Source organism: Bradyrhizobium sp. (assembly GCF_050014615.1).
Classification (GTDB): Bacteria; Pseudomonadota; Alphaproteobacteria; order Rhizobiales; family Xanthobacteraceae; genus Bradyrhizobium.
The window spans coordinates 1-18202 of the sequence record NZ_JBEKCZ010000026.1 but is presented as its reverse complement, the minus strand read 5'-3'; the positions used below and the strand labels follow the sequence as shown (position 1 = coordinate 18202).

29 protein-coding genes and 1 pseudogene are annotated in these 18202 nt (G+C 62.0%); all 30 read right to left on the bottom strand.

All coding sequences use genetic code 11. From position 1 onward, the window contains the following. Positions 1–116: 116 nt before the first annotated feature. Positions 117–911 (bottom strand): SDR family NAD(P)-dependent oxidoreductase, encoded by a 795-nt coding sequence (locus ABR948_RS06635; protein ID WP_428114874.1) that lies wholly within the window; start codon positions 909–911, stop codon positions 117–119. 136 nt (positions 912–1047) lie between these two features. After that, positions 1048–1464: a 50S ribosomal protein L17 gene (gene rplQ, locus ABR948_RS06630; protein ID WP_428114872.1), complete on the bottom strand. Its 417-nt coding sequence runs from the start codon at positions 1462–1464 to the stop codon at positions 1048–1050. 133 nt (positions 1465–1597) lie between these two features. After that, positions 1598–2629: a DNA-directed RNA polymerase subunit alpha gene (locus tag ABR948_RS06625; RefSeq protein ID WP_428114870.1), complete on the bottom strand. Its 1032-nt coding sequence runs from the start codon at positions 2627–2629 to the stop codon at positions 1598–1600. Between the two features lie 113 nt (positions 2630–2742). After that, positions 2743–3132, bottom strand: coding sequence for a 30S ribosomal protein S11 (gene rpsK / locus ABR948_RS06620; RefSeq protein ID WP_007603045.1), 390 nt, complete (start codon positions 3130–3132; stop codon positions 2743–2745). Between the two features lie 123 nt (positions 3133–3255). Further along, a complete protein-coding gene (rpsM, locus tag ABR948_RS06615) occupies positions 3256–3624 on the bottom strand; it encodes a 30S ribosomal protein S13 (protein ID WP_428114856.1) in 369 nt (122 codons plus the stop codon). Positions 3625–3808: 184 nt separating this feature from the next. Continuing rightward, on the bottom strand, positions 3809–4687 hold the full coding sequence (locus ABR948_RS06610; RefSeq protein ID WP_428114853.1) for an adenylate kinase: 879 nt from the start codon (positions 4685–4687) through the stop codon (positions 3809–3811). A 139-nt stretch (positions 4688–4826) separates the two neighbouring features. Then, the gene (gene secY, locus ABR948_RS06605) at positions 4827–6158 is read right to left on the bottom strand and encodes a preprotein translocase subunit SecY (protein ID WP_428114851.1); all 1332 of its coding nucleotides are present in this window, start codon (positions 6156–6158) and stop codon (positions 4827–4829) included. Between the two features lie 153 nt (positions 6159–6311). Next, positions 6312–6800, bottom strand: a complete 489-nt coding sequence (gene rplO, locus ABR948_RS06600) for a 50S ribosomal protein L15 (protein ID WP_428114848.1) — start codon at positions 6798–6800, stop codon at positions 6312–6314. Between the two features lie 22 nt (positions 6801–6822). After that, positions 6823–7017 (bottom strand): 50S ribosomal protein L30, encoded by a 195-nt coding sequence (gene rpmD, locus ABR948_RS06595; protein ID WP_428114846.1) that lies wholly within the window; start codon positions 7015–7017, stop codon positions 6823–6825. A gap of 38 nt (positions 7018–7055) precedes the next feature. Beyond that, positions 7056–7628, bottom strand: coding sequence for a 30S ribosomal protein S5 (gene rpsE / locus ABR948_RS06590; RefSeq protein ID WP_079570998.1), 573 nt, complete (start codon positions 7626–7628; stop codon positions 7056–7058). A 67-nt stretch (positions 7629–7695) separates the two neighbouring features. Then, positions 7696–8058 carry a 50S ribosomal protein L18 gene (rplR, locus tag ABR948_RS06585; RefSeq protein ID WP_428114843.1) on the bottom strand — a complete coding sequence of 121 codons (363 nt, stop codon included), beginning with the start codon at positions 8056–8058 and terminating at the stop codon, positions 7696–7698. Positions 8059–8069: 11 nt separating this feature from the next. Further along, on the bottom strand, positions 8070–8603 hold the full coding sequence (gene rplF / locus ABR948_RS06580) for a 50S ribosomal protein L6 (RefSeq protein ID WP_428114840.1): 534 nt from the start codon (positions 8601–8603) through the stop codon (positions 8070–8072). 14 nt (positions 8604–8617) lie between these two features. Further along, positions 8618–9016 carry a 30S ribosomal protein S8 gene (gene rpsH / locus ABR948_RS06575; protein ID WP_428114838.1) on the bottom strand — a complete coding sequence of 133 codons (399 nt, stop codon included), beginning with the start codon at positions 9014–9016 and terminating at the stop codon, positions 8618–8620. Positions 9017–9028: 12 nt separating this feature from the next. Beyond that, positions 9029–9334: a 30S ribosomal protein S14 gene (rpsN, locus tag ABR948_RS06570; RefSeq protein WP_213741993.1), complete on the bottom strand. Its 306-nt coding sequence runs from the start codon at positions 9332–9334 to the stop codon at positions 9029–9031. Positions 9335–9392: 58 nt separating this feature from the next. Then, positions 9393–9950, bottom strand: a complete 558-nt coding sequence (rplE, locus tag ABR948_RS06565; RefSeq protein WP_428114835.1) for a 50S ribosomal protein L5 — start codon at positions 9948–9950, stop codon at positions 9393–9395. Next, positions 9943–10257 (bottom strand): 50S ribosomal protein L24, encoded by a 315-nt coding sequence (gene rplX / locus ABR948_RS06560; RefSeq protein ID WP_428114832.1) that lies wholly within the window; start codon positions 10255–10257, stop codon positions 9943–9945. The genes rplE and rplX overlap by 8 nt, the downstream gene beginning before the upstream one ends. After that, on the bottom strand, positions 10257–10625 hold the full coding sequence (gene rplN, locus ABR948_RS06555; RefSeq protein ID WP_011473865.1) for a 50S ribosomal protein L14: 369 nt from the start codon (positions 10623–10625) through the stop codon (positions 10257–10259). The genes rplX and rplN overlap by 1 nt, the downstream gene beginning before the upstream one ends. Before the next feature lie 80 nt (positions 10626–10705). Further along, positions 10706–10954, bottom strand: a complete 249-nt coding sequence (gene rpsQ, locus ABR948_RS06550) for a 30S ribosomal protein S17 (RefSeq protein ID WP_011473866.1) — start codon at positions 10952–10954, stop codon at positions 10706–10708. Between the two features lie 11 nt (positions 10955–10965). Further along, positions 10966–11172 carry a 50S ribosomal protein L29 gene (gene rpmC / locus ABR948_RS06545; protein ID WP_423865814.1) on the bottom strand — a complete coding sequence of 69 codons (207 nt, stop codon included), beginning with the start codon at positions 11170–11172 and terminating at the stop codon, positions 10966–10968. Between the two features lie 11 nt (positions 11173–11183). Continuing rightward, complete coding sequence (rplP, locus tag ABR948_RS06540) at positions 11184–11597, bottom strand: 50S ribosomal protein L16 (protein WP_423865815.1); 414 nt, start codon at positions 11595–11597, stop codon at positions 11184–11186. 31 nt (positions 11598–11628) lie between these two features. Continuing rightward, positions 11629–12327, bottom strand: a complete 699-nt coding sequence (gene rpsC / locus ABR948_RS06535; RefSeq protein WP_423865816.1) for a 30S ribosomal protein S3 — start codon at positions 12325–12327, stop codon at positions 11629–11631. 18 nt (positions 12328–12345) lie between these two features. After that, a complete protein-coding gene (rplV, locus tag ABR948_RS06530; RefSeq protein ID WP_428114823.1) occupies positions 12346–12732 on the bottom strand; it encodes a 50S ribosomal protein L22 in 387 nt (128 codons plus the stop codon). A gap of 11 nt (positions 12733–12743) precedes the next feature. Beyond that, positions 12744–13022: a 30S ribosomal protein S19 gene (gene rpsS, locus ABR948_RS06525; protein ID WP_428114820.1), complete on the bottom strand. Its 279-nt coding sequence runs from the start codon at positions 13020–13022 to the stop codon at positions 12744–12746. Positions 13023–13034: 12 nt separating this feature from the next. Then, positions 13035–13868 (bottom strand): 50S ribosomal protein L2, encoded by an 834-nt coding sequence (gene rplB, locus ABR948_RS06520; protein ID WP_428114818.1) that lies wholly within the window; start codon positions 13866–13868, stop codon positions 13035–13037. A 12-nt stretch (positions 13869–13880) separates the two neighbouring features. After that, on the bottom strand, positions 13881–14180 hold the full coding sequence (locus ABR948_RS06515; RefSeq protein ID WP_428114816.1) for a 50S ribosomal protein L23: 300 nt from the start codon (positions 14178–14180) through the stop codon (positions 13881–13883). Continuing rightward, on the bottom strand, positions 14177–14797 hold the full coding sequence (gene rplD, locus ABR948_RS06510; protein WP_428114813.1) for a 50S ribosomal protein L4: 621 nt from the start codon (positions 14795–14797) through the stop codon (positions 14177–14179). The genes ABR948_RS06515 and rplD overlap by 4 nt, the downstream gene beginning before the upstream one ends. A 1-nt stretch (position 14798) precedes the next feature. Further along, on the bottom strand, positions 14799–15524 hold the full coding sequence (gene rplC, locus ABR948_RS06505; RefSeq protein ID WP_428114811.1) for a 50S ribosomal protein L3: 726 nt from the start codon (positions 15522–15524) through the stop codon (positions 14799–14801). A 52-nt stretch (positions 15525–15576) separates the two neighbouring features. Further along, on the bottom strand, positions 15577–15885 hold the full coding sequence (rpsJ, locus tag ABR948_RS06500; protein WP_428114808.1) for a 30S ribosomal protein S10: 309 nt from the start codon (positions 15883–15885) through the stop codon (positions 15577–15579). A 108-nt stretch (positions 15886–15993) separates the two neighbouring features. Then, positions 15994–17167: pseudogene (gene tuf / locus ABR948_RS06495) on the bottom strand (elongation factor Tu). Between the two features lie 35 nt (positions 17168–17202). Continuing rightward, positions 17203–18202, bottom strand: a 1000-nt coding sequence (locus tag ABR948_RS06490) for an elongation factor G (protein WP_428114806.1), incomplete at its 5' end; no start/stop codon positions are given.

Below are 18202 nucleotides of genomic sequence, written 5' to 3'. Positions count from 1 at the left end.
TGGGCAAAGGCGCTCTTGCGCCGTGCCCACCATCAAAAACCAGATCATTATTTTGAAGGGTGGGCGCGCTTCGCTTTGCCCACCCTACGATCGGTTGATAGACGACCTCCGACACCTCACGCAATCGTCTGCACGATGCCGCCCTCGGCGCGAAGTGCGGCGCCATTGGTCGCCGACGCCTGCTTTGAGGCGACATAGACCACCAGGTTGGCGATCTCCTCGACGCTGGCAAAGCGTTGCAGCAGCGAGGTCGGACGAAACTGCCTGATAAACACCGACGCCGCCTCGTCCACCGACTGGCCGTTTTGCTTGGCGAGACCTTTCACGAAGGTTTCCACGCCCTCCGACATCGTCGGCCCCGGCAGCACCGAATTGACGGTGACCGCGCTGCCGCGGGTCATTTCCGCGAGGCCGCGCGACACCGCCAGTTGCGCGGTCTTGGTCATGCCGTAATGGATCATCTCCCTCGGAATATTCAGCGCGGATTCCGAGGAGATGAAGACGATGCGGCCCCAATTGCGCTTGAGCATGCCCGGCAGATAAGCGCGTGACAGCCGCACCCCCGACATCACATTGACCTCGAAGAAGCGGCTCCAGTCTTCGTCGGGAATCTCGAAAAACCCCTTGGGTTCGAAGATTCCGGCATTGTTGATGAGGATGTCCACGTCCGGCAGCGCCGCGACCAGGGTCTGGCAACCCGCCGCCGTCGAGACATCGGCGGCGACGCCGCGGAGCTTCGCTTCGGGCATAGCCTTGCGGAGCGCCTCAACCGCCGCATCGACCTTGGCCTTCGTCCGGCCGTTGATCACCACGTCAGCGCCCGCGCCGGCGAGGCCTTTGGCAATCGCATGGCCGATGCCGGAGGTCGAACCCGTCACCAGCGCGGTCTTGCCGGAAAGATCGATTTTCATGTGGCGTCTCCATCGTTGCTGCCGGGTATATCGGGAGCGGCTGGCGCGAGCGCAATCGCCGGTGACAGGGGTAGTCGCCCAATAAAAAAGCGGCGCCCGAAGGCGCCGCTTTTGAACTGAAGTCCGGGAGTGAGGCTTACGCCGCTTCCGCGGCCTTTTCCTGCACCGGGCCGGAATCGAGGCCCTTGGCGTCGACGTCGCGGTCGACGAATTCGATCACCGCCATCGGCGCGTTGTCGCCGTAGCGGAAGCCGGCCTTGATGATGCGGGTATAGCCGCCCTGCCGGTCCTTGTAGCGGGTCGCGAGCACGTCGAACAGTTTCCTGGTCTGGTCGAGATCGCGCATCTCGGAGATCGCCTGCCGGCGCATCGCCAGACCGCCCTTCTTGCCGAGCGTGACCAGCTTCTCCACGATCGGGCGAAGCTCCTTGGCCTTCGGCAGCGTGGTGACGATCTGCTCGTGCTTGATCAGCGACGCGCACATGTTGGCGAACATCGCCTTCCGATGTTCGGCGGTGCGGTTGAGCTTCCGATGAACCTTGCCGTGACGCATGATATATTCCTCAATACTTGTTCGGTCGCGACGGCGCGTCGGACACGTTGCTCAGGTGGGCCGCCTGCGTTCGCCCAAATACGATGGCCGGGATAAAGACGCACTTCGCGCCTTCGGCCGGCCTCGTCGTCGATCAGTAATGATCCTCGAAGCGCTTGGCCAGCTCGTCGATATTCTCGGGCGGCCAGCCCGGCACTTCCATGCCGAGATGCAGCCCCATCTGGGCCAGCACTTCCTTGATCTCGTTCAGCGACTTGCGGCCGAAGTTCGGGGTACGGAGCATTTCCGCTTCCGACTTCTGCACGAGGTCGCCGATGTAGACGATGTTGTCGTTCTTCAGGCAGTTGGCCGAACGCACCGACAATTCGAGCTCGTCGACCTTCTTGAGGAAGGCAGGGTTGAAGGCGAGATCGGGGATGATCTCCTGCGCGACTTCCTTGCGCGGCTCTTCGAAGTTGACGAACACGTTGAGCTGATCCTGCAGGATGCGCGCGGCATAGGCCACCGCGTCATCCGGGCTGATCGCGCCATTGGTCTCGATGGTCATGGTCAGCTTGTCGTAATCGAGGATCTGGCCCTCGCGGGTGTTCTCGACCTTGTAGGAGACCTTGCGCACCGGAGAGAACAGGCTGTCGACCGGGATCAGGCCGATCGGCGCGTCCTCGGGACGATTGCGCTCGGCGGCGACATAGCCCTTGCCGGACGCGACCGTAAATTCCATGCGAATTTCCGCGCCCTCATCGAGGGTGCAGATCTGCAGGTCCGGATTGAGCACGGTGACATCGCCGACGGTCTGGATGTCGCCCGCGGTGACGGCGCCCGGGCCCTGCTTCTTCACGACCATGCGCTTGGGGCCTTCGCCCTGCATCTTGATCGCGATGTCCTTGATGTTCAGCACGATGTCGGTAACGTCCTCGCGAACGCCCGCGATCGAGGAGAATTCATGCAGCACGCCGTCGATGTGCACCGACTGCACCGCGGCACCCTGCAGCGAGGACAACAGGATGCGGCGCAGCGCGTTGCCGAGCGTCTGGCCGAAGCCGCGCTCGAGCGGCTCGGCGACCAGGGTCGCGAAACGGACCGGGTCGGTGCCCGGAGTTACCTGCAGTTTATTCGGCCGGATAAGTTCTTGCCAATTTTTCTGGATCGTCACTGTTTCACCCATTGGCCAGTCGATTTGCCAACCAAATCACTGGCGTTGGAGACCCGCGGATCAGTCCGCGGCTTGCAATTTTTCTCAAAACCATCGCAGGCGGCAGAGCCGCCCGCCGTCGAAAATCAAACCCGCCGGCGCTTGCGCGGACGGCAGCCATTGTGCGGGATCGTCGTCACGTCGCGGATCGATGTAACGGTGAAGCCCGCAGCCTGCAGCGCACGAAGCGCCGACTCACGGCCCGAACCCGGACCGGCTACTTCAACCTCCAGGGTGCGCATGCCGTGTTCCTGCGCCTTCTTGGAGACGTCTTCCGCCGCGACCTGTGCGGCATAAGGAGTCGATTTGCGCGAACCCTTGAAGCCCATCGTGCCCGCCGACGACCAGGCAATGGTGTTGCCCTGCGCGTCGGTAATGGTGATGGTCGTGTTGTTGAACGACGAATTCACGTGCGCCACGCCGGAGGCAATGTTCTTGCGCTCACGACGGCGTACGCGGGTGGCTTCCTTGCCCATTCCAAAACCTTTCCTAGAGATCTCAACGCCGCCGTAATGCCAGCGGCTACACCTGAAACACGATTGGCTGACGGCAAGCAGCGAATGAAGTCATTCGCCGCTCCCTGTTCGCCATTCCAAAACTTACTTCTTCTTGCCGGCGATCGACTTGGCCGGACCCTTGCGCGTGCGCGCGTTGGTATGGGTGCGCTGACCGCGCACCGGCAATCCGCGGCGATGACGCAGGCCGCGATAGCAGCCGAGATCCATCAAACGCTTGATGTTCATCCCGGTCTCGCGACGCAGGTCGCCTTCGACCAGATAGTCGCGGTCGATCACTTCACGAATCTGCAGCACTTCCTGATCGCTGAGCTGATTGACGCGGCGATCTTCTGGAATCTTGACCTTCTCCATGATCTCGGCAGCATTCTTCTGGCCGATGCCATGGATGTACTGGAGCGCGATCAGAACGCGCTTGTTGGTCGGAATATTCACGCCGGCAATACGGGCCACGGACTTCTCTCCTGTCGCCGATCCCTCGCGGAGCGGCCATTTTTTCTAGCTATCTCGGGCGGGTGTTCACAAACGCGAACACGACGCCCTTCCCCTTGACTGTCTCGGGGCCCGGCATCGTCTGAAAACTATCCGACTGGATACCGGTCTATTAAAGGATTCAACTTGGTTTCGTCAACCGTCCCTATGCTTTAGCTCGCTTTTTCGTGACTTTTTTTGCGGTTTTCCCGGCCTTCAGGGCGGAGCGGGTCCTGGAACCCGCAACCTGCTTCCGGGACGGCTTCTTGGCCGCCGTTTTGGTTCCAATTTTGGTTCCCTTGGAAACCGGCTTCCCAGCCTTTCCAGAGGCTTTGGCGGCCTTTTTTGGGGCAGCGGCACTGCGGGGAGCGGATTTGGACGCCTTGCGGACGGCCGGCTTAGCGGCCTTTGCGGCAGGCTTCGCCTTGGCCACCTTCAGAGCCGCCTTGGCTTCCACCGCGCCGATGGCGCCCAGAATGCGGTTAATCTCCCGGGTGACATGCTCGATGGTCATCATGCCATCGACCGTCAAGAGCTTGCGCCGCTCCGAATAATAGTGAATCAGCGGTTCGGTCAGCGAACGATAGCTCGCCAGCCGCTTGGTCAGCACTTCCGGAGTGTCGTCGATTCGCACCTCTTCGCCGCGCGCCCGCATTTCCGCGACCCGGGTTTCGACCCGCTGCAGCAGCGCGCTTTCGTTGACGCGAAGCTCGATCACCGCGTCGAGCTTGATGTGTTTCTTCTTCAACAGTTCATCCAGCGCCGCGGCCTGCGGCACCGTGCGCGGAAAGCCGTCGAGGATAAAACCCTTCGCCGCGTCCGGCTGGTCCAGCCGGTCGGAAATGATTCCGATCACGATCTCGTCCGGCACCAGACCGCCCGAGGCCATGATGCCCTGGGCCTTGATGCCGACCGGAGTTTGCGCCGCCACGGCGGCACGCAGCATTTCGCCGGTGGAGAGTTGAACGATGCCGTGCCGGTGAATCAGCCGCTGGGCCTGAGTTCCCTTGCCCGCCCCCGGCGGCCCGAGAAGGATCAATCTCATGAATGTTCGCCCCCCGGCTGGGTGCGCGATTGGCCGCGCACCTTAAGGTTCAAAATCAGCAACAGCGCTAACAACAATCAGCGCCGAGCGCGGATGGCGAAAGCGACGTAATGTACAAGTCCCGGCACAAGTCCCGGCGTCAGCGGCGACGCCCCCTCAACTTCGACTTCCTGATCAGCCCTTCATACTGATGGGCGAGCAGATATCCCTGAACCTGCGCCACCGTATCCATGGTCACGCTGACCACGATCAGAAGCGAGGTGCCGCCAAAGTAAAACGGCACCGAGGCGTAGGAAATCAGAATCTCCGGAATCAGGCAGACAATCGCGAGATAGATCGCGCCCAGAACCGTGATTCGCGACAGCACATAATCGATGTATTCGGCGGTGCGCTCGCCCGGCCGGATGCCCGGAATGAAGCCGCCATGCTTCTTGAGGTTGTCGGCGGTCTCGGTCGGGTTGAACACGATCGCGGTATAGAAGAACGCGAAGAACACGATCAGCGCCAGATAGAGAATCAGGAACAGCGGACGGCCGTGGCCGAGCTGGGTGGTGATCCATTGAAACCATTCCGGTCCCCGGCCCGCATTGAAGTTGGCGACCGTGGTCGGCAGCAGCAGCAGCGAGGACGCGAAGATCGGCGGAATCACGCCCGACGTATTCAGCTTGAGCGGCAGATGCGAGGACTGGCCCTCGAACATCTTGTTGCCGACCTGGCGCTTCGGATACTGGATCAGGAGCCGCCGCTGCGCGCGCTCCATGAACACGATAAAGGCGATCACCGCGACCGCCATCACGATGACAACCAGAATGAGGCCGGTCGACAGCGCGCCTTGCCGACCGAGTTCCAGCATGTTGGCGAGCGCCGAGGGCAATTCGGCGACGATGCCGGAGAGAATGATCAGCGAAATGCCGTTGCCGATGCCGCGCGAGGTGATCTGCTCGCCGAGCCACATCAGGAACATGGTGCCGCCGGTCAGCGTGATCGCGGTCGACATCCGGAAGAACATGCCGGGGTCGCTGACGACATTGCCGGCGCCCTCAAGCCCGACCGCAATGCCGTAGGACTGGAACGCGGCCAGGATCACGGTGAGATAGCGGGTGTACTGGTTCAGCGTCTTGCGGCCCGCCTCGCCTTCCTTTTTCAGCGCTTCGAGCTGCGGCGACACCGTGGTCAGAAGCTGAATGATGATCGAGGCCGAAATATACGGCATGATGTTGAGAGCAAAGATCGCCATGCGGTGGATACCGCCGCCGGCGAACATGTTGAACATGCCGAGGATGCCGCCGGCTTGCGACTTGAACACCTGCTCCCAGATCGTGGGATCGATGCCGGGCAGCGGGATATAGGTGCCGAGCCGATAGACCAGCAGCGCCCCCAGTGTGAACCAGATGCGCTTCTTCAGTTCGTCGGCCTTCGCCAGCGCGCCGAAATTGAGGTTTGCCGCCAGTTGTTCCGCTGCTGAGACCATGTTTGGCTTTCTCCCGCGCGCCCCTCGCGCTGTCAGGCCCCCGGTAAGGACGAGACCTTCAGCGGACGCCGGACATTATTTGGTGCTCGGCTTCGATAAGTCCATCGTCCCGTCGCGCCGATCGCCCGCTTGACGCGGGCGATGACGCAGATGTTACGCCGCCTCGCCTTCGTCCTTCTTGGCCGGCGCCAGGATTTTCACCGTGCCGCCCGCCTTCTCGACCGCCGCGATGGCGGTTTTCGAAGCGCCGTGAACCTCGATCGTCAGCTTGGCCTTGAGTTCACCGCGGCCGAGCAGCCGCACGCCGGCCTTGGCGCGCCGGATCACGCGGGCTTTCACCAGCGATTCGGCGTTGATGGTGGCCTTGGCGTCGAGCAGCTTGGCATCGATCGCATCCTGAATGCGATCGAGGTTGATCTCGGCATACTCGACCCGGAAAATGTTGTTGAAGCCACGCTTCGGCAGGCGCCGATGCAGCGGCATCTGACCGCCTTCGAAACCCTTGATGCGCACGCCCGAGCGCGCGGTCTGGCCCTTGCCGCCGCGTCCGGCGGTCTTGCCCTTGCCTGAGCCGATGCCACGGCCGACGCGCATGCGCTTTTTGCGCGAGCCGGCATTGTCGGCGATATCGCTGAGCTTCATCGCCCTGTCTCCTTATTTCCTGTTACTTCTCGTCGACGATGCGGACGAGATGTTGAACCTTGGCGATCATGCCGCGAATCGCAGGGGTGTCCTGCAGCTCGGTGACCCGGCCGATCTTATTGAGCTTGAGGCCGATCAGCGTCTCGCGCTGCGAGTGATGGCGGCGGATCGCGCTGCCGGTCTGCTCGACCTTGATCATCTTTGCGGCCTTGGCCATCGTCATAACTCCGAAAAGCGCGAAAGCGCGTCTTGTATTTATTCAGCGACCACTTCGGCGTCGCCACCGACACGGCGCGACTGCAGCGTGGACACCTTGATGTTGCGGCGCGCCGCCACCGAACGCGGCGAATCCTGATGCTTGAGCGCGTCGAAGGTGGCGCGAACCATGTTGTAGGGGTTCGACGAGCCGATCGACTTCGCCACCACGTCCTGAATGCCGAGCGTCTCGAACACCGCGCGCATCGGGCCACCCGCGATGATGCCGGTACCCGCCGGCGCCGCGCGCAGATAGACCCGGCCCGCACCGTGACGGCCGGCGATATCGTGATGCAGCGTGCGGCCTTCGCGAAGGGCGACGCGCGTCAGATTGCGCTTGGCCGATTCGGTCGCCTTGCGGATCGCTTCCGGAACTTCGCGCGCCTTGCCGTGGCCGAACCCGACCCGGCCCTTCTGATCGCCGATCACGACCAGCGCCGCAAAACCGAAGCGCTTGCCGCCCTTGACGACCTTCGCCACCCGATTGATGTGGACGAGCTTGTCGACGAATTCGCTGTCGCGCTCTTCCCGGCCGCCCCTGTGGCCGCCACCGCGTTCGCGTTCACCTGCCATGGTGTTTTCCAATCCTTAGGAGGCTCGCGCCCCAGTCCTTGTGTCCGTTCAATTCCAAATTCTCAAACTAGAAGCTCAACCCGCTCTCACGCGCGGCATCCGCGAGCGCCTTGACGCGCCCGTGGTAGAGATAGCCGCCGCGATCGAACACCACTTCCGTGACGCCGTTCTTCACCGCACGCTCCGCCAGCAACTTGCCGACCGCCTTCGCCGCGTCGATGTTGGCGCCGGTATTGCCGGTCTCGCGCATCGCCTTCTCCAGCGACGAGGCCGAAGCCAGCGTCTCGCCCTTCAGGTCGTCGATGACCTGGGCGTAGATGTGCTTCGACGAGCGGAACACCGACAGCCGCGGCCGGCCGTTGGCAATCCGGCGCAGCGACAGCCGCACGCGTTGCTTGCGCCGGGCATTCGTAATCTTGAGTCTCGACATGACCGGCTCCGTTACTTCTTCTTGCCTTCCTTGCGGAAGATAAATTCATCTGAATATTTCACGCCCTTGCCCTTGTAGGGCTCCGGCGGACGGTAGCTGCGGATCTCGGCGGCGACCTGGCCGACGCGCTGGATATCGTTGCCGTTGATGACGATCTCGGTCGGCTTCGGCACCGTGATCGCGATGCCTTCCGGTATCGCATAGACGACATCGTGGCTGTAACCCAGCGCCAGCTGCAGGTTCTTGCCCTGCAGTGCGGCACGATAACCGACGCCGGTGATCTCGAGCTTCTTCTCGAAACCCTTGGTGACGCCGGCGACCAGGTTCGCCACCTGCGCGCGCGCGGTCCCATAGAGGGCCTGCGCGCGGTTGGTTTCGAACCGCGGGTGTACCTTGACCGCGCCGTTTTCGAACTTCACCTCGACGTCGTCATGCACGACGAACTGAAGCTGGCCCTTCGGACCCTTCATCTTGACGGTCTGTCCCTCAACGGTCGCGGTGACGCCCGCAGGCACCGTCACAGGCCGTTTGCCGATACGTGACATGATCGATACCTTCCTCAGAACACCGTGAAGAGAATTTCGCCGCCCACATTCGCTTCGCGCGCTTCGTGGTCAGCCATAATTCCCTTCGGCGTCGACAACACCGAAATTCCAAGACCGTTGTTCACGCGCGGCAGGTTCTTCACCGAGGCATAAACCCGCCGCCCCGGCTTCGAAACCCGCTCGATCTCGCGAATCACCGGCTCGCCGTCGAAATACTTCAGCTCGATCTCAAGCTCGCTGCGGCCGGAGGAATGCTCGACGCTGGCATAGCCGCGAATGTAGCCCTCGGACTTGAGCACCTCGAGCACATTGGCGCGCATCTTCGAGCCCGGGGTCGAAACCTTGGGCTTGGCGCGCATCTGTGCGTTGCGGATGCGGGTGATGAGATCGCTGATAGGATCGTGCGTTGACATGTCCGATCCCCCTTACCAGCTCGACTTCACGAGCCCGGGAACCAGGCCCTTGGAGCCGAGTTCACGCAGCGCGATGCGGCTGAGCTTGTTCTTGCGATAGACCGAGCGCGGACGTCCGGTTATTTCGCAACGGTTGCGAATCCGGGTCGCCGACGAATTGCGCGGCATCTCGGCCAGTTTCAGCGTCGCCGCAAACCGCTCTTCCATCGGCTTGTTCTTGTCGGCGATGATGGCCTTCAGCTTCGCGCGCTTGGGCGCGGCGTTCTTGGTCATCCGCTTGCGCCGGTTGTTCTTCTCGATCGAACTCTTCTTTGCCATGCTTGGCTCCTGGGTTTCCGCGTTTGAGAGGCAGATCAGCTCTGGGCTTCTCAGCTTCTCACTGCCGGAACGGGAAATTGAATGCGGTCAACAATGCTCTTGCTTCGTCGTCGGTCTGCGCCGTGGTGCACACCGTGACGTCCATACCCCACGTCTCCCCCATCTTGTCGAAGTCGATTTCGGGGAAAATGATGTGTTCCTTGATACCGAGCGAATAATTGCCGCGGCCGTCGAAGCTCTTCGGGTTGAGGCCGCGGAAATCCCGCACGCGCGGCAACGCCACATTGATCAGGCGATCGATGAATTCATACATCTTGGCCTTGCGCAGCGTGACCTTGCAGCCGATCGGCTGGTTTTCACGCAGCTTGAAGGTCGCGATCGCAACCCGCGAATAGGTCACGATCGGCTTCTGGCCCGCGATCAAGGCGAGATCGGCTGCGGCCAGCTCCGCCTTTTTGCGGTCATTGACGGCCTCGCCGACGCCCATGTTGAGCACGACCTTCTCCAGGCGCGGCACCTGCATGACGTTGGCATAGCCGAACTGTTCGGTCAGCTTGCCGCGAATGCTCTTGTCGTATTCCGCGCGCAGGCGCGGGGTGTATGCGATCTCAGCCATCGATCTCTGCTCCCGAGCGTTTGGCGATGCGTACCTTCTTGCCATCCGCCTGAATCTTGAAGCCTACGCGGGTCGGCTTGCCGTCCTTGCCGACGATCGCGATGTTGGACAGGTGGATCGGCGACTCCTTCGAGATGATGCCGCCCTCCTGCGCCTGGGTCTGCTTCTGGTGACGCTTGATCAGGTTGATGCCCCGGACCAGCGCCTTGCTGTCGGTCGGACGCACCTCGAACACCTCGCCGGTGCGGCCCTTGTCGCGGCCGTTCAGCACGATGACCTTGTCACCCTTCCGGATCTTGGCAGCCATCACAGCACCTCCGGCGCGAGCGAAATGATCTTCATGTGGTTCTTGGCGCGCAGCTCGCGCGGCACCGGCCCGAAGATACGGGTGCCGACCGGCTCCGACTGGTTGTTGATCAGCACGGCGGCGTTGCGGTCGAAGCGGATGACCGAACCGTCGGCGCGGCGGATGTCCTTGCGGACCCGCACCACGACAGCCTTCATCACGTCGCCCTTCTTCACCTTACCGCGCGGTATGGCTTCCTTGATCGACACGACGATGACGTCGCCCACGGTGGCATAGCGGCGCTTGGAACCCCCAAGCACCTTGATGCACATGACACGGCGTGCGCCTGAATTATCGGCCACGTCGAGGTTGGTCTGCATCTGAATCATTGATGCACCTCGTCCTCTTTCTGATGCGCAGATTTGCGCCTAAAATTTCCCAAAGCCGTTCGGTGAAACCGAAGCTGACCTCAGGCCGTTTTCTTCTGCTCGCCCCGGACCACGGTCCAGCGCTTCAACTTCGAGATCGGCTTGCTTTCCTCGATCCACACCACGTCGCCCGGCTTGAACTCGTTGTTCTCGTCGTGCGCGTGATAGTTTTTCGAGCGGCGAATCGTCTTCTTGTAGATCGGATGGGTGAAGCGGCGATCGACCCGCACCACGACCGTCTTGGCCTGCTTGTCGCTGACGACCACGCCCTGAAGCGTACGTTTTGGCATTCTGGGGCCCCTTACTTCTTCTTCGCGCGCTGCTGCGCGGCGATGGTCTTGATACGGGCGATATCGCGGCGGGCTTCACGCAGCCGCGAGGTATTCTCCAGCTGCCCGGTGGCGCGCTGGAAGCGCAGGTTGAAGCGCTCCTTCTTCAGATTGAGGACGGCGTCATCCATCTGATCGGGGCTCATTGCGCGGATATCGGCGGGTTTCGTCTCAGCCATGACCAGCGTCCTTACTCCGCAATGCGCGCGACGAAGCGCGTCTTGATCGGCAATTTGGCGGCGGCGAGCGACAGCGCTTCTTTCGCGGTCTGCACGGTGACGCCGTCGATTTCGAAAATCACGCGGCCGGGCTTGACCCGCGCCACCCACAATTCCGGCGTACCCTTGCCCGAGCCCATTCGGACTTCGGCGGGTTTCTTCGACACCGGCACATCCGGGAAAATCCGGATCCAGACCCGGCCGGCACGCTTCATGTGGCGGGTCAGCGCGCGGCGGGCGGCTTCGATCTGACGTGCGGTGAGGCGCTCGGGCGCCATCGCCTTCAGGCCGAACTGACCGAACGTCAACGTCGCGCCCGAAGTCGCAACGCCGTGGATACGGCCCTTATGCGCCTTCCGGAACTTCGTTTTCTTTGGTTGCATCATGGCTTACGCCCTCAAACCTTCTCTATGTCGCTCAAGCAGCGTCGCGACGCGGCCGCGAATTGTCGCCTTCAGCCATCTTCTTGTCCTGGGCCATCGGGTCGTGCTCAAGGATTTCACCCTTGAAGATCCAGACCTTGACACCGCAGGTGCCGAACGTGGTGAACGCCGTCGCCACGCCATAATCGATATCGGCGCGCAGCGTGTGCAGCGGCACGCGCCCTTCGCGATACCATTCCATGCGCGCGATTTCGGCGCCGCCGAGACGGCCCGAGCAGTTGATACGAATGCCTTCAGCGCCGAGACGCATCGCCGACTGCACCGCGCGCTTCATCGCGCGGCGGAACGCGACGCGGCGCTCGAGCTGCTGCGCGATCGATTCGGCGACCAGCGTGGCGTCGAGTTCCGGCTTGCGGATTTCGACGATGTTGATGACGACGTCGGACGCGGTGATATCGGCAACGCGCTTGCGCAGCTTGTCGATGTCGGCACCCTTCTTGCCGATCACGACACCGGGACGCGCCGAATGGATCGTTACGCGGCACTTCTTGTGCGGACGCTCGATCACGATCCTGGCGACGGCCGCCTGCTTCAGCTCCTTGTGCAGGATGGCGCGGATTTCGACATCCTCGTGCAGCAGCTTGCCGTATTCGTTCTTGCCCGCGAACCAACGGGAATCCCACGTCCGGTTGATGCCAAGACGCAGCCCGATTGGATTGATCTTCTGACCCATCGTATTCTCCCGCGCTCTTTAAGCGCTCGCCTCGGCCTCGACCTGACGAACAACGATCGTCAGCTGCGAGAATGGTTTAAAAATACGGCCCGATCGGCCACGGCCGCGCGGTGCGAAACGCTTCATCACGATGCCGTTGCCGACATGTGCTTCGGAGACGATCAAATCGTCGACATCGAGGTCGTGATTGTTCTCGGCATTGGCGATCGCCGATTCCAGGCACTTCTTGACGTCGACAGCGATCCGCTTGCGCGAAAACTGCAGATCCGCGAGCGCAGCCGAAGCCTTCCTGCCGCGGATCAATTGCGCGACAAGATTAAGCTTCTGCGGGCTCACCCGCAGCATCCGGGCGATCGCCTTGGCCTCGTTATCCGGGAGGCTCCGTTCGCGCTTTGGTTTGCTCATCGCTTAAGTCCTCAAGCCTTCTTGGCTTTCTTGTCGCCAGAATGGCCATGGAAGGTCCGGGTCGGCGAAAACTCGCCGAACTTGTGGCCCACCATTTCCTCGTTGACCGATACCGGCACATGCTTCTGGCCGTTGTAGACACCGAACACCAGGCCGACGAACTGCGGCAGGATGGTCGAGCGGCGGCTCCAGATCTTGATCACGTCATGACGGCCGGTCGCGCGCGCGGCATCTGCCTTCTTGAGCAGAGAGCCTTCGACGAACGGGCCTTTCCAGACTGAACGAACCATGTCCGGCGTTCCTTACTTCTTCCGCTTGTGGCGGCTGATGAGAATGAATCTGTTGGTGGATTTGTTCGAACGTGTCTTCTTGCCCTTGGTCGGCTTGCCCCACGGCGTCACCGGATGACGGCCGCCCGAGGTGCGGCCTTCGCCGCCGCCGTGCGGATGGTCCACCGGGTTCATGGAAACGCCGCGATTGTGCGGCTTGCGTCCGAGCCAGCGGTTACGACCGGCCTTGCCGATCGATATATTCATGTGATCCGGGTTCGACACCGCGCCGATGGTGCCGGTGCAGCGGCCGTGAACCAGGCGCTGTTCGCCCGAATTCAGACGCACGATCACGTAGTCATGGTCGCGGCCGACGAGCTGCGCATAGGTGCCGGCGGAACGCGCGAGCTGACCGCCCTTGCCGATCTTCAATTCCACATTGTGGATGATGGTGCCGATCGGCATGTTGCCGAGCGGCATCACATTGCCCGGCTTCACGTCGACATAGTTGCCGGCGATCACGGTGTCGCCGACCGCCAGACGCTGCGGGGCCAGGATGTAGGCCTGGGTGCCGTCGGTATATTTCAAAAGCGCGATGAAGGCGGTGCGGTTCGGATCGTATTCAAGACGCTCGACGGTCGCCGGCATGTCGATCTTGGTGCGCTTGAAATCGACGATGCGATAGGACTGCTTGTGGCCGCCGCCGCGAAAGCGCACGACCATGCGGCCGGTGTTGTTGCGGCCACCGCTGGAATGCTTGCCCTCGGTCAACGCCTTGACCGGCTTGCCCTTGTAGAGCGCCGAACGATCGACCATCACCAGCTGGCGCTGGCCCGGTGTCGTGGGGTTGAATTTTTTCAATGCCATCGTCGTATCGCCCTATAGCCCGGTGGTGACGTCGATGCGGTGGCCCTCTTCGAGGGTCACGATCGCACGCTTCACATCCGACTGAGAACCGAACTGGCCGCGGAAGACCTTGGTCTTGCCCTTGCGCACCAGCGTGTTCACGCTCTTCACCTTGACGTCGAACAGCTTCTCGACGGCTTCCTTGATTTGCGGCTTGGTCGCCTTGCTCGCGACCTTGAACACAACCTTGTTGTGCTCGGACGCCATCGTCGCCTTTTCGGTCACGACCGGAGCGACGATGATGTCGTAATGGCGCGGATCGATATTCTTCATTTGAAGCGCGCCTCCAACGCATCGAGCGCCGCCCTGGTCAGCACCAGCTTCTGACGACGCAGAATGTCATAGACGTTGATGCCCTGGATCGGCAGCACATCGATGTTCGGGATATTGCGGGCCGCGGTGGCGAAGCCGGTGTGAACCTCGGCACCGTCGATGATCAGGGCGTTGGTCAGGCCGAGACCCGAGAAATGTCCGATCAGCGCCTTGGTCTTGGCGGCCTCGAGCGTCGCCGATTCAATCACGATCAGGCCGCCGTCCTTGACCTTGGCCGAGAGTGCGTGGCGAAGCGCCAGCGCACGAACCTTCTTGGGCAAAGCGAACGCATGCGAGCGCACCACCGGGCCGAAAGCACGACCGCCGCCGCGGAACTGCGGCACCCGGGCCGAACCGTGACGCGCGCCGCCGGTGCCCTTCTGCTTGTACATCTTCTTGCCGGTGCGCCAGACATCCGCACGGCCCTGGGTCTTGTGGGTGCCGGCCTGACGTTTGGCGAGCTGCCAGTTGACGCAGCGCTGGATGATATCCTTGCGCGGCTCCAGACCGAAAATCTCGTCGGAGAGCTGAACCGAACCCGCCGCCTTGCCCTCAAGCGTTGTGACTTTCAATTCCATCTCACACGCCCTCCTGCTCGGCCGGCGCTGCTGCAGCCTGCTCGCCGCCCTCGACCAGGCGGAACTTGCCCGGCTTCGGCGCGTCTTTCGGCAACGCCTTCTTCACGGCATCGCGCACCGCGATCCATCCGCCCTTGGAGCCGGGAACGGCGCCTTCGACCAGGATCAGGCCACGCGCGACATCGGTCTGCACGACCCGCAGATTAAGCGTGGTGATGCGATCGACGCCCATGTGGCCGGGCATCTTCTTGTTCTTGAAGGTCTTGCCGGGATCCTGACGTCCGCCGGTCGAACCGATCGAACGATGCGATACCGAAACACCGTGGGTGGCGCGAAGGCCGCCGAAATTCCAGCGCTTGATACCGCCGGCAAAGCCCTTGCCGACCGAAGTGCCGGTAACGTCAACGAACTGGCCCACCACGAAATGGTCAGCCTGAATCTCGGCGCCGACCGGGATCAGCGCGTCTTCCGACACGCGGAATTCCGTGACCTTGCGCTTGGGCTCGACCTTGGAGACCGCGAACTGGCCGCGTTCCGCCTTCGGCAGATAGACGGTCTTGCGTGAGCCCGAGCCGAGTTGCAGCGCCACATAACCGTTCTTCTCGGTCGTGCGGTGACCCAACACCTGGCAATTGCCCAGCTTCAGCACGGTCACAGGGATATGTTCGCCGGTCTCCGTAAAGACCCGCGTCATCCCGACCTTTTGTGCGATCACTCCGGAGCGCATCGGCGTGCTTCCTGTTCTTTCTGTCCGCTAAACTCGGACGGGATCTGAAAACTTAGAGCTTGATTTCGACGTCGACGCCGGCAGCCAGGTCGAGCTTCATCAAAGCATCGACGGTCTGCGGTGTCGGATCGACAATGTCGAGAAGACGCTTGTGCGTGCGCATCTCGAATTGCTCGCGGCGCTTCTTGTCGACGTGGGGTGACCGGTTGACGGGGACCTTCTCGATGCGGGTGGGCAGCGGGATGGGTCCGCGAACCTGTGCACCGGTGCGTTTCGCCGTGTTCACGATCTCACGCGTCGACGAATCCAAGATTCGATGGTCGAACGCCTTGAGACGTATGCGAATATTCTGGCCGTTCATTGCCGTTGTCTCTCTGTTCCGTCATGGCCGGATCTATCCCGGCTATCCACGTCTAAAAAGGAGGTCGTGGATGCCCGGCACGAGGCCGGGCATGACGACGGATCGTTATTACTCGATAATGCTTGCGACGACGCCTGCACCGACGGTGCGGCCGCCTTCACGGATCGCGAAGCGCAACTTCTCTTCCATCGCGATCGGCACAATCAGGTGCACTTCCATCGCGATGTTGTCGCCCGGCATCACCATCTCGGTGCCTTCCGGCAGATGCACGACGCCGGTGACGTCGGTGGTGCGGAAGTAGAACTGCGGCCGATAGTTGGTGAAGAACGGAGTGTGACGACCGCCCTCTTCCTTGGTCAGGATGTAGGCCTCAGCCTTGAACTTGGTGTGCGGCTTGACCGAACCCGGCTTGCACAGCACCTGACCGCGCTCGACTTCCTCGCGCTTGGTACCGCGCAGCAGCGCGCCGATGTTGTCGCCGGCCTGGCCCTGGTCGAGCAGCTTGCGGAACATTTCAACGCCGGTGACGATGGTCTTCTGGGTATCGCGAAGGCCAACGATCTCGATTTCCTCGCCGACCTTGATGATGCCGCGCTCAACGCGTCCGGTGACCACGGTGCCGCGGCCCGAGATCGAGAACACGTCTTCCACCGGCATCAGGAACGGCTGGTCGATCGGACGTTCCGGCTGCGGAATGTAGCTGTCCACAGCCGCCATCAACTCCAGGATCGCGTCATGGCCGAGCGTCTTGTCCTTGTCCTCAAGCGCGGCCAGCGCCGAACCCTTGATGATCGGAATCTTGTCGCCCGGGAAATCGTACTTCGACAGCAGCTCGCGAACCTCGAGCTCGACGAGCTCGAGCAGTTCCGGATCGTCAACCATGTCGCACTTGTTCAGGAACACGACCATCGCGGGAACGCCGACCTGCTTGGCCAGCAGGATGTGTTCGCGGGTCTGCGGCATCGGGCCGTCGGCGGCCGACACCACCAGGATCGCGCCGTCCATCTGCGCCGCACCGGTGATCATGTTCTTCACATAGTCGGCGTGGCCGGGACAATCGACGTGGGCGTAATGCCGGTTCTTGGTCTCGTATTCGACGTGGGCGGTCGAGATCGTGATGCCGCGCGCCTTCTCTTCCGGCGCCTTGTCGATCTGGTCATAAGCGGTGAACGTGGCGCCGCCGGTTTCGGCCAGCACCTTCGTGATCGCAGCCGTCAGCGACGTCTTGCCATGTGCCGATGTTGCAATGCGGCTTGCTGCGCTCGAACTTTGCTTTACCCATGATCGTATCTCCGTATCTGACGTTCGTTAGGCGTGTTAGGCGTATTTGGCTTTGACTTCATCCGCGATCGCTTGCGGAACCTGCTCGTAGTGGTCGAACTGCATGCTGTATTGCGCGCGGCCCTGCGACATCGACCGCAACGTATTGATGTACCCGAACATGTTCGCGAGCGGCACCATCGCGGTGACCACTTGCGCGTTGCCGCGTGTGTCGGTGCCGTGCACCTGGCCGCGCCGCGAATTGAGATCGCCGATGACGCCGCCCAGAAAATCGTCCGGCGTCACCACTTCGACCTTCATGATCGGCTCGAGCAGCTTCACTGCGCCTTTCGAGGCGAGCTCGCGGAACGCCGCGCGCGCCGCGATGTCGAAGGTGAGCGCGTTCGAATCCACTTCGTGATACTTGCCGTCGGTCAAGGTCGCCTGGAAGTCGATCACGGGAAAGCCCGCGAGCAATCCGCTTTCCTTCTGCGCCTTGAGGCCCTTTTCGACCGACGGAATGAATTCCTTCGGGATGGAGCCGCCGACGACGTCGTTCTCGAACACGAATCCGGAGCCCGGGGGCAGCGGCTTGAAGTCGATCGTCACTTCGGCGAACTGGCCCGAGCCGCCGGTCTGCTTCTTGTGGGTGTATTTGACGGTCACCGGACGCGACAGCGTTTCGCGATAGGCCACCTGCGGCGCGCCGACATTGGCATCCACCTTGTAGGTGCGGCGAAGGATGTCGACCTTGATCTCCAGATGGAGCTCGCCCATCCCCTTGAGGATGGTCTGGCCGGATTCCTGATCGGTCGACACGCGGAAGGACGGATCTTCCTGCGCCAGGCGATTGAGCGCCATGCCCATCTTTTCCTGGTCGGCCTTGGTCTTGGGCTCGATCGCGACCTCGATGACCGGATCGGGAAACTCCATGCGCTCCAGGATCACCGGATTGTTGGGATCGCAGAGCGTCTCGCCGGTCGTGCTGATCTTGAGGCTCGCGAACGCGACGATGTCGCCGGCAAACGCTTCCTTGATGTCGACGCGATCATTGGCG